Below are 11,178 nucleotides of genomic sequence, written 5' to 3'. Positions count from 1 at the left end.
CATTAATTAGTTTGGTCACTATTAACGATAGAGTTTTTTGATTGGGCTGGCAAGCCTTTTTCTTTTTTTGCACCCTTCTCACATTTTGGTTGCAATACTATCAACTTTTATTATGCAATAAACAACTACCGAAGTTTCTGCCGTTACTAAGAAAATCAATCCAGATATGGTCACCATCGCATTGATAAAGTAATAGCTGAACATTTCCAGAACAGTAGAGATTGAATTTGGTAAAACGACTCGTCGAATGGTTTTGAACCAGCTATCGCCTAATAACTCCCCTGTCGTCTCCCAACCGGGATTCATCTTAGCTAATGAATTTTTCGCCATTAAATATGGTGTCGTAAAATAATGAACAATCGTATTTAGAATAATGATTAAAAAGGTTCCTTTTAAACTACTGCCATTGAAAAATAGAAAATAGGATAATCCAAGTACCATTCCCGGAACCGTATTCGTTATCATTGAAATCATGTCCATTGTGCTGCGGCCTTTTACTTTTGTGCCAATATTGACCAATGCCGCACCATACGCAATCACTGTACCAAATATAGCTGTCATAACGGCAACGAATAATGAATTCTTATATACCATTAGTAAGTCATTGGAGGAGAATACTGCGATAAAATGATCAAAGGTAAAATTCATTTTATACGGATAGCTCTCCAAAAACGGCGCGACAAACATTACTACAAATACCATGCATATCACGAAAAAAACAGTTAAAGAAAAGATGCCGGTGAGTATATCACGACCACGATGCTGCAGGACTTCCGTTTCGCCAACCTTATCGTAATGAAATTGAAATTGATCTAAATACCTTAATAAAATGACACCAAATAATGCTGGAAGCAGCATCAGTACTGCAATAGCTGCACCTTGATTAAAATCCGGAATGGCTCCAAGCATGACCCGGTATAATTCGGTCGCTACAACCTGGTATGTTCCACCAATGGAAGCTGGTATCCCAAAGTCAGTAAAGCTGAGAATAAACGACAACACAAACGCCCCACCAAGGGTGCCAATTAATGGGCGAATAATCGTATTGAAAAAACTTCGAATAGCACCATCCCCCATCAATTTTGAGACAACGATAAACTTCTTATCCATGTATGTAAATGAGTTATGGATGAGTAAGAAAGCGGGCGGCAGTGTGTAAATAACGTAGCCAATTAATAATCCATTGAACCCATAGATTTCAAATAGATTTCCACCAAATATTTTTGTAATGAGCCCCTGATTTCCGAAAGAGTAAATGATTGCAAAGCCATAGGTTATCGTTGGCAGTAACATTGGAACCATTATCCCTATTCGAATCACTTTCTTTAAGGGACGATATACCCTTGTCGCGTTTACGGTGTATGTAAGCAGAAATGCCAGTGTTGTTGTAATGATTGCGGTTATAGTAGAGATTTTGATACTATTTATAACCGCAGTTAAGATTTCTTTGCTTTCGAACAAGGTGAGGTAATTGCCAATCATAAATCCGGTTTCATTCGTAAAGGATTGCCAAAACAAGAAAAGTAGTGGCATCGCAAGAAACGCAAGAAACAGCACAATGATTGCAATATAAATGACCTTTGCCTCCATTTTCTCTTTATGCATATTGCTCACCAAATAAATGATAAATATTTTTCCGTTTGATATGGAGCTGTTTTAAAATAAACTCCTGAATAAATTCATTTTTTGGCCGCTCCATAATGTCCTGCGGCGTACCAAACTGTGCAACATTTCCGTCTTTTATAATGACAATTTTATCGGACATGGTTAACGCCTCTTCTGGATCATGTGTGACAATGATTGTCGTTAAGTTAAATTCCTTTGCAATCGATTGAATCCGCGTCTTAATCGACTCCTTTATCACCCCATCCAGTGCACTAAGTGGTTCATCTAGTAGAAGTACTTCTGGCTTTGTCACCAATGTTCTTGCTAAGGCAACCCTTTGTTTTTGTCCCCCTGATAACTCAGAAATACGTTTCGTTAAGTGGGGAATTAATCCTAAAAACGCTATATATTCGTTCACTTCTTTTTCAGAGATTTTTCCCCGCTTATTTTTAAGACCGTAAATAATATTTTCATATGCATTTAAATTTGGAAACAAAGCATAGTCTTGAAACACAATATTAAATCCACGTTTTTTCATGGGGACATGAGTCAGGTCTTTTCCATCGAAAATTATTTTTCCTTGATCCATTTTTGTTAAACCCAGCATGATGTTCAATAAAGTTGTTTTCCCACTACCACTTGGACCTAATAACGATACAATCTCACCTTTTTGAATATCTAAATTAATATTGTCTAATACAACCTTCTGATCAAATTTTTTACCGATATTTTGTAACTTCAACAAAATATCCACCTCCTTCAATACACCCTAAGTATAAAAGCTGAATGTAAATTCCGTTTGCTGATTTTGTAAATGTTGTGTAAAAACTGCCCAAGTATTACCAAAGTCTTACGCAATTATTGCCCACTTTCTATTAATTAGCGTTATGAAGATTGTGTAAATTCTATTGAAAACAAGGATTGTCAGACGTAAGATATGGATAGAAAAGTCAAGAAGGAGACAAGGAAATGTTACCGATTGAAAGACAGAAGAAAATATATCAACTGATTAAAACCAATAAAGTGATGAAAATGAAAGCGTTAACGACTTTGATGGCGGTTTCAATGGATACATTGCGAAGGGATATTCAACAACTATTAAAGGAGGGTAAAATAAAAAAAATATATGGTGGGATTGAATATATAGAGCCTGCCATGACAGAAATTAAGCTGGATCAGCGGATGGGAAGTATGTCAAAAGAGAAGCAAGCAATTGCAAAACGATGCAGTGAACAAGTGCAAGATGGAGATTGTATTTACTTGGATAGTGGTACAACAACTTTTAAAATTGCCAAATATATCAAGCAGAAAAAGAATGTAACTGTTGTCACGAATTCCATCCTGGTTGTACTCGAATTAGCAGACAGTGAGGTAGATGTGATCATCATTGGCGGTAAAATTAGAAAAGAGGAAAAATCTGTTTTTTCACATGAAGCTTTATTTCATTTTGAATCATTAAATATTGATAAAGCATTTCTTTGTGCAGGCGGCATTACCGTAGAAAAAGGGGTATCTGATTATCACTTAGAAGAAGCCATCACGCGAAAGACAATCATGACAATTGCCAATACAATTTATGTTGCCGCCGACAGTACGAAATTTGGTAAAGATGTACTAATTGGGATTGCACCACTGGAAAAAATCGATTGTTTGATTACAGATCAGCATTTACAACCTTGCTATATAGATGCGTTTAATAAGGCAAATGCTACATTGCTTATCGCACCGTTATCGCATTAAATATCATAACCATGACAGTTCAGCAATGACTACCCATGCAGCCTTTAAAGACTTTATGATGATGCATAATTTTGGATTCTGATATGCCCGGCTTTTGGCCAGCTAAAAACCAGTGCAGTGAGTTGCATCACAATACATCATCCTTTTCAGTGCTATCATAATTAATGGAATTAGATTTAAAATCACCTAAGGTTAGGGGGTTCTTTTCTAATTATATTTGTACCACACCCATCTCATAAGGAGAGAATGCGAAAAGGAGCGTTATCAATGGCTGAAGAAAAATTGTCCGAAGTAATTAGTCCTGAAGCTGTCATAAATTTTGAAACTGGTGCAATTAAAGCAAGTACTTTAGATTCGATTATTAATCTTTTACCATTTGAAATGGGTTTTTGCGATGCTGACGATATTTTCCGATGGTATTCCAATAACCCGAACCGTGTCCATGGTCGTCGTAAAGAAGCAATTGGTCAGCATGTGCTTAAACTTCATCCAAGAATGCCCCATCATGTGGAGAAATTATTGAATGATTTCCGATCAGGTGAACGTGATGATTGGGAATTTTGGTTTCCGAAACGCTCAGGGGAAGAAACTGGACAGATTTATCAAAAATTCATGGCCGTACGTGATGAAAATGGAAAATACCTAGGCTGTATGGATGTAACTGTTAATATTGATATTTTCCTAGATAAAGAAGGCAAACACACCCCTGAAACGATTGAAGAATTTATTGCGATTAACCCTAAGTAAGTCATATTATTAATTTGAAAAGCCTATCAGAATATATGGAATAGAAATAGAAATGCCCCCTGGAATTAGATTTTCTGTCTACAGCTAGGGGGTATAAATATAGTTAGAATTCATTTGGAAAAAATATTGTGGTTAGCCATTTATAATCTAAAGTCTTTTCAATATCTTTCCTGTTTCATTTCCATAATTATTTATGATTGTTTTTATGCGCTTTTATCCACTGTAGCCAATAAGAAAATTCACAGGCTAAATGCATTTGATGTGATTTTATAATACTAGTGGGCGCAAGTGCAGGAAACTCAACAGAAAGTTTGATTTTCATACCTGTTTCTGTATCTTTAATTTGGTGGCGAACCCCGCCAATAACAGTGCCATCCTTCATACGCGCAACACCTACTGATTGATATGCGTAAGCTTGATCTCTTGGTGTTTGTAATCCGGTTTCATCATCGAATACTATAAAAAATTGAACCGGTACAGGAGCGTTTCCAGTCGTCTCAATTACTTCTAGTTCATTTTCACCTAATGGCCTTAATGCATAATGATCTGGACAAGCAGATAAATTAATCCGATTGTTTTCAATAGATGAATTTAACATTTGGTTATCAATGCCCTCAATTGCTTCCGCAGCAGTAAGCCCATCTAAATAAATTTCGGTCTGGGAAAATTTCCGTCTATTTCCAGATAAAGTAGCGCCCATACGCATCATGAATTCACTTAATTTTAATTTAGATTCCAATTTGCTATACATTTCTTGATAGGAGTAGCCCATTTTAATTTCAGCTAGCTTTTCGATCATCATATCTGGATCATTTAATTCAGCTGTTTTATAATGAAAAATTTTAAAAACCTTTTTTATACGTTGTTTTTTCCATTCTGTCAATTGTTCGTTTGTAATATCTTTTCCTGCAATACGAATTTTCATTTGAATCCTCCTTTGCCCCACACCCTAATTAGAAATCTTCTTTTTGATTATAATTTAATGTAGTTAACACTAAATTCATCATTTCCTTTTTGATCTCATCATTTAAATCAAATTTCTCTGAATGAGCAATACTACTAAGTCCGTATAAGATAAATCCCGAGGCTAAGATCGAATTCTCCGTATTAAAAATTCCCATTCTTATCCCATCTTCTATCAACTTTTGTATAGGTGGCTGCATTTGCATGAATATTTTCTGTTCTAGCTGAAAGTGTTGTTCTGTTTGAAACGAATTCTTGTTTTTATATGGTTCAAGTTTTTTTATAAAAACCCAAAATAGCTCTAAAGCTTCCGTTAGCTTTTGCATTACAGTCAATTTATATGATTTTAGAATCTGTTGAATTTCTTCCATATTCTTCATAATGAAATCATTTAAAATCTCATCAACAAACTGCTCTTTTGATTTAAAGTAGTAATAAAATAAACCTGTCGCTACACCAGCTTGATTAACGATATCTTTAATGCTAAATCCTTTTTCCCCTCCCTTCATATAAAACTCCAAGCCAATATCCATTAACTCTTGTCGCCTTACATCAGGTTCTTTAGATATTCTCATAGCCCATCTCCTACTATTTTCACATGACTGAACTATATTCAATGATACATCACTGAATATAGTTCAGTCAAATCTCATAAAAAAATCGCATGCATGTTGATGATTATACAGACGCAATAACACGCAATGTTCAGCTTGGGATCGTACCAACATATGACTCGACCAATTATATGCAAATATTCAATTAGTTTGCTAAACTGAGGATTAAGAGTCAAACAAAGTACATGAGCTCGGTTCTATGTAGAACAATGGATTTATGGAGGCTCTAGATATATCTTTCCAAGCATGAGGATATTGTGTCTGCAAGTACAAGATCACATCGGAATGTTTATATAGGACATTTCGATGTGCTATTAAATGCGATAACAAATAATAAGATCCGGTTTGGCAAGGGACCAGATAATTTAAGCTTACGGATAGGAAATAGAATCGGGAAAATCTTTACTTTATTAATAAAAAAGGAGACAAAAATCATGAAAAAAACAACATTCATGCTATTATTTATCGCATGTGTAATAATGGTTTTTGCCATTATAGGCGTAGTCGGTCTATTCAACCCAGCATAAAAAAGACAAGGCGCTGTTAGCTCCGGTTTAGTGTTTTTCACCCATCTTCCTGTTGCAGTTACCATTAAAATATCTTGATTTTAACTGCTCTAATGAAATGCAGCACCGACGCAAAAAAGGAAAGAAATCGCAAGTGCAACTATCACCGGCTCAGTCTTTTTTTCTTTTGGGGGTAGGCATACCTTTCAATATATTTATAGTTAATACGCTCCAGCGAAACCAAGCATTGCAATACTCCACATCATAAGAGTGAATGATGAAGTCATCCAAAATGTATTAAAACTAGTGTCTTCACTATTTTTTATTTTCTTTAATATAGAAACCAGATTTACACAAAAAGTAATGCACAGGACAGGCATAAAATAGATCCCAATATACATTAAAATTATCATCATATTTTCCATACTATTCCCCTTTTTATATATTATATGGTCCAAGTGAAACACATACTAAATCAGTTTTTCTCTTTTCTGTAAAGAATGGAATGTCAACACTAAACTGAACAAATTTTTTAAGGTAGAAAACTTGTTTATGATTAAATTTTGCTCAATTCTTTCCGATGTTTGTGTTTATATTCCATTGGCGTTAAATAATCCAACGATCCATGAATTCGAATATTATTAAACCAATTCACATAATCGAAAAGTTCTAGGTCAAGTGCTTGTTGGCAAGGAAAATTAGTGCCGTTCACAAACTCTGTCTTAATCGTTTTAAACATTGCCTCGGCGACGGCGTTGTCGTAAGGCGTTCCTTTTTCACTTAGGGATCGTTCAATGCCGAAGGCATCCAGCGCCTCGTCGATGAGCTGATTTTTAAACTCATTACCACGATCTGTGTGAAATATTTCAAGCCGATTTAGATTGTATGGTACCGATGCGAAGGCACGCTGAACTAACGCTGCAGTCTTATTAGGACTAGCACTGAAGCCAATGATTTCACGATTATATAAATCTACTAAAATACAGATGTAATGCCATTTCTTATCAACCCGAACATAAGTTAAATCACTAACAACTACTTTTAATTCCTGGTCTTGATTAAACTCCCGATTCAATACATTGCCGATTTCAGATTCGTTACAAGTTGATTTTGTTGGTTTGAATTGGGATACAGTGTACTTAGATACAAGACCTTGTTCTTTCATAATTCGACCAATACGGCGACGGGAAACAGTCCAGCCAAGCTTTTTAAGTTCTTTTTTGATTTTTCTTTGACCATAAATACTACGGCTTTTTTTGAAGATATCCACAACTAAAATTGTCAGTTCTTCATCATTGTTCTCACGTTCTTTTGCTTCATAGTAATACGTACTTCTTGGAATTTGTAGGACGTCACACATTGCTGATACCGAGTATTTGTGAGAATTGTTGCGAATCACATCTACTTTCGTCCCATGATCAGCGCGGCTTGCTTTAAAATATCATTTTCCATTTCCAATTGTTGATTGCGTTTCCTAAGCTTGATTAATTCTTCTTGCTCGGGAGTCCGGTTGTCTTTTTCTTCAAACGATCCAGAAGTCTTGTGTTGGCGAACCCATTTATCAAAGGCAGATGGCGTCAGCTCGTATTCTTTGATAATTTCGCTCCTTGGTTTTCCGGAAGCATGAAGCTTAACAATTTGTTCTTTAAATTCCTTAGAAAAAGTTCTACGTCTTCTTTTATTGGTCATAATTGATTTCTCCTCCATATTGTGTTGAATCAAGTTTATATGACCTTAATGAATCTGTCTAGTTAAGTATAACCTATCCAGAATAACATTAATTTTTATAGGTCCTCTCCCCTTTATATTTACCTTCAATTTTATGGATAAACTATTGCAAACACAATCCTACTTTTTCCACAATGTATCAAAATAAACTTCAGAGTACTTACCACAATCTTAAGATGTTTAGGCAAGCATGTCTGATAACTGTTGCCAAATTCGTAGTTCCCAACACGAATCGAACATCCGAAATGCATTATCCCTTGTTTCATACGTTCAAGTTAAATTTTAAAAGTCTTTTTGGCTCATATACTCTAAAACATTTTAGACAAAAAAACCACCCAACGCCGTTAAAGGCAAAAAGGTGGTTCTCGCATAAATTAAATTGTGACAACCACTGTCTGTACGGCTAAGGTTGCATGAGGGAGGATTACGTACTTCCTCTTTACTTTCTATATGGAATGTCAACACTAAACTGTGGTGCTAGTATGGATGTATGGACACAAGTTAGTTAAGTCTCTATCCTATAAATAGAGAGGACGTGTCCGGAATGAAACAAAAACGTTATAATCAAGAATTTAAACAAACTATTGTCGAACTCCACAGATCTGGCACATCTGTGAGTGATCTCAGCAGCGAATATGGTGTATCTGAAGTAACCATTTATAAATGGATCAAAGCTCTTTCTCCGATTGAAGAAAGCGGTGGTTTGACGCCGGTGGAAATTGCAGAAATCCAAAAGGAAAATCTTCGCCTTCAACAGGAGGTAGAAATTCTAAAAAAGGCTATGACCATATTCGCAAGAAAGTAACTGACCAAGAGATCATTGACCACATTGAAGAAGGGAAAGAAAATTTTCCTGTTCAAGTAATGTGCGAAGTATTAAAAGTGCCAAGAAGTACGTATTATCAGTCATTCCGTAAAGTAAAATCTTCGTATGAAATTGAAAACGAGGCAATTTTAGCTCGCCTAAAAATCATCCATGCGGAGAGTAAAGGGCGCTATGGCGCACCGAAAATTCATCATCTCTTAACGCAAGAAGGTTTTACAGTCAGTCTAAAGCGCGTTCAACGCATCATGAAAAGAGCAGGAATCCAATCGACAATCGTAAAAAAATATCGACCCGCTTCCTCCACTGGGTTGAAGAACGTGAAAACCTGTTAGAACAGGATTTCGAAACGACGACTATCAATGAAAAATGGGTGGCAGATATTACGTATATTAATACCCTAAGAGACGGCTGGTGTTATTTGGCTTCCGTCCTAGATTTACATACGAAGAAAATCGTAGGGTATTCATTTTCCACATCAATGACGACAGAACTTGTCCTACAAGCTTTAGCGAACGCAATCGATGTCCAACAACCAGGTGAAGGGCTGATTTTGCATACCGACTTAGGAAGCCAATACACAAGTGAAGACTTTGAAAAAGTATTACAAGAAGCGGAGATCGAACAGTCTTTTAGCCGTAAAGGATGCCCGTATGACAATGCCTGCATCGAGTCGTTCCATGCAACTTTGAAGAAAGAAGAAGTATATCGAACGTCTTATCTAGACTTCGAAACTGCAAGAATAGCACTCTTTCATTATATTGAGTCATGGTACAATCGAAAACGGATTCACGGGGCGATTAACTATTTAACGCCGCAACAATTAGAAGACTTATGCCGTCAGGAAGCAGCTTGATTAGAGGAATCACTTGGCTTCTCGATTTACCCTACCTACACATTTTTTTCGGGACGACACCCATGGGTTGCACTTCCTGTATCCAGCGAAAGCTGTCAAATGCGGTCTTTCACTTGACTGGTTTCGCTGGATACAGGACACTCCATGAATGGATGCCGTTCAGAAAACGACTTAACATTTTTGTGTCCAAGATATTGACATAGATCCATGTCCAAAATATTGACTCAGATCCACACAATACGTTTAATACTAAAGTTTCAAACGTTACAAGTGGAAAATATAAAGTTATTATTACAGGTTCAAATGGATATAAATACGAATCTCCAGAACGTTCAGGAACTAGAACCTATACAACTTCTAATGCTAAGAGTGGAGTCACTTATAAAGTAATACTTCTGCATCTAATTTAAAGGCAAAAGCAGACATAACAAGCTATATTAAATAGATAAAAAAATTTCATTTTTTTCTTGAAATTTGTCAATATACTTATGATACGCTGTAAATTTCATTCACAGTGTACCATAAGTATGAACTACATTGCTGGTAGTGGGAATACAGCAAAAAACAATGAAACTGTACGTAGTCAAGTGCGTTCAGCAATTAATCAAGTAACAAATAATCAAACAATCCGTTTAGTTCGAGATAATTCTATCTTTTATTCTAATTTATAGGAGGAGGGGAAGAAATTTACGTCCCTCCTCCTTTATATACCACTGTTTTTAATTTGTTTGATACGATTCGACATCTCAATAAAGGTTTGAAGTTCTATAAGATTACTGTTGACCTATATTCAGGTGGATTTTTTTGTGTTTAATAAAGCTTTTTTCTAAAATATTGCTCCCATCTTTGGCGTTTCATAAAACCTGGATTCCCGAATTATGTAACGAGAAACATCGAAACCCTACGTAAATACTGGAAAGTTCCATCGTAATAAATGTTCAAAATATAACGATGGATTCAGGAGCGAAATTTTGACGAGACCTTGATATTACAGCGTTCTCAGTTTTATCTCGTTATAAATTCCGGGAACTTAGGATAAAAATTTTTGTTGAAGGTTATGAAAGGGGAAATCATCACCCACCTTTGAGTTGCGAATGGAGACAAGAAACGAAAGAAGCAAAACCTAAAAAATAAAAGTACAGACGGTTGGTCACGTAAAAAAGTTAGTGATGATGTAAAGTCCTCATTGGAAGCTTAGCCTTTGGGATATATAAAAACTTTACAGCGACAGCGATCGAAAGTTTCACGAAAAACTTTGTGAAAGACTAATCAAAATGCACTTTTGCGCGTTTGCCAGAACGATATCTTACATTATTCAATTGAAAATATCCTTTTAAATAACCATTGTTCAGATATTCTGTAGCTGCGTTAAGTCGGAACTTTTTACTAACTTCATAATAAATAGCACCCATATTTATCGCTGAAATAATGGCAGCATGTTATTGGATAGGTTCCATTTCGTATAATTCTTGGATTCTAAATAAACTTGGTTGTCGTATAATGATCATAGGGAGTACCCCCTCCAGTCTTTTTGGATAGTCTTCAACTACTACCATTATACAAGATTTGGGGAGGTACTTCCTTTTTTGTATTTTG

The 11,178-nt window shown here is 35.8% G+C and carries 7 protein-coding genes and 2 pseudogenes; 3 read left to right on the top strand and 6 right to left on the bottom strand.

Annotation, left to right across the window (positions count from 1 at the left end):
- Positions 1–78: 78 nt before the first annotated feature.
- A complete protein-coding gene (locus DX933_RS15730; RefSeq protein ID WP_123317378.1) occupies positions 79–1,605 on the bottom strand; it encodes an ABC transporter permease subunit in 1,527 nt (508 codons plus the stop codon).
- Positions 1,598–2,350, bottom strand: a complete 753-nt coding sequence (locus tag DX933_RS15725) for an ABC transporter ATP-binding protein (RefSeq protein WP_123317377.1) — start codon at positions 2,348–2,350, stop codon at positions 1,598–1,600. Before DX933_RS15725 ends, DX933_RS15730 begins: the two co-directional genes overlap by 8 nt.
- 224 nt (positions 2,351–2,574) lie before the next feature.
- On the opposite strand from DX933_RS15725, the gene DX933_RS15720 reads away from it, so the two are divergent.
- Together DX933_RS15720 and DX933_RS15715 are read left to right on the top strand one after the other, a co-directional pair.
- Positions 2,575–3,345: a DeoR/GlpR family DNA-binding transcription regulator gene (locus DX933_RS15720; RefSeq protein ID WP_123317376.1), complete on the top strand. Its 771-nt coding sequence runs from the start codon at positions 2,575–2,577 to the stop codon at positions 3,343–3,345.
- A gap of 267 nt (positions 3,346–3,612) precedes the next feature.
- Positions 3,613–4,092: a PAS domain-containing protein gene (locus tag DX933_RS15715; RefSeq protein ID WP_190279555.1), complete on the top strand. Its 480-nt coding sequence runs from the start codon at positions 3,613–3,615 to the stop codon at positions 4,090–4,092.
- 187 nt (positions 4,093–4,279) lie between these two features.
- On the opposite strand, the gene DX933_RS15710 is transcribed toward DX933_RS15715, so the two are convergent.
- The 3 genes from DX933_RS15710 to DX933_RS15690 all read right to left on the bottom strand — a co-directional run bounded on the left by DX933_RS15710 (position 4,280) and on the right by DX933_RS15690 (position 7,882).
- Positions 4,280–5,017: a hypothetical protein gene (locus tag DX933_RS15710; protein WP_123317374.1), complete on the bottom strand. Its 738-nt coding sequence runs from the start codon at positions 5,015–5,017 to the stop codon at positions 4,280–4,282.
- A gap of 28 nt (positions 5,018–5,045) precedes the next feature.
- Positions 5,046–5,630 (bottom strand): TetR/AcrR family transcriptional regulator, encoded by a 585-nt coding sequence (locus DX933_RS15705; RefSeq protein WP_123317373.1) that lies wholly within the window; start codon positions 5,628–5,630, stop codon positions 5,046–5,048.
- A 1,101-nt stretch (positions 5,631–6,731) separates the two neighbouring features.
- A protein-coding gene (locus DX933_RS15690) for an IS3 family transposase (protein ID WP_123317370.1) occupies positions 6,732–7,882 on the bottom strand; the annotation gives its coding sequence in 2 pieces (ribosomal slippage) (positions 6,732–7,612 and positions 7,612–7,882; 1,152 coding nt in all).
- Between the two features lie 565 nt (positions 7,883–8,447).
- Between DX933_RS15690 and DX933_RS15685 the strand changes: the two are divergent.
- Positions 8,448–9,582 (top strand): annotated as a pseudogene (locus tag DX933_RS15685) (IS3 family transposase).
- 1,364 nt (positions 9,583–10,946) lie between these two features.
- Here the strand turns inward: DX933_RS15685 and DX933_RS18915 are convergent.
- Positions 10,947–11,090: pseudogene (locus DX933_RS18915) on the bottom strand (IS5/IS1182 family transposase); the annotation flags it as partial.
- Positions 11,091–11,178: the final 88 nt, after the last annotated feature.

It is taken from the genome of Ornithinibacillus gellani, assembly GCF_003730295.1.
GTDB lineage: Bacteria > Bacillota > Bacilli > Bacillales > Amphibacillaceae > Ornithinibacillus_A > Ornithinibacillus_A gellani.
The sequence above is the reverse complement of the archived record's forward strand: the minus strand, read 5'-3'. Positions and strand labels throughout refer to the sequence as shown.

Coding starts and splice junctions, on each gene's coding strand:
- DX933_RS15705 (WP_123317373.1), bottom strand. CDS start 5,630: ATGAGAATATCTAAAGAACCTGATGTAAGGCGACAAGAGTTAATGGAT.
- DX933_RS15710 (WP_123317374.1), bottom strand. CDS start 5,017: ATGAAAATTCGTATTGCAGGAAAAGATATTACAAACGAACAATTGACA.
- DX933_RS15715 (WP_190279555.1), top strand. CDS start 3,613: ATGGCTGAAGAAAAATTGTCCGAAGTAATTAGTCCTGAAGCTGTCATA.
- DX933_RS15720 (WP_123317376.1), top strand. CDS start 2,575: ATGTTACCGATTGAAAGACAGAAGAAAATATATCAACTGATTAAAACC.
- DX933_RS15730 (WP_123317378.1), bottom strand. CDS start 1,605: ATGCATAAAGAGAAAATGGAGGCAAAGGTCATTTATATTGCAATCATT.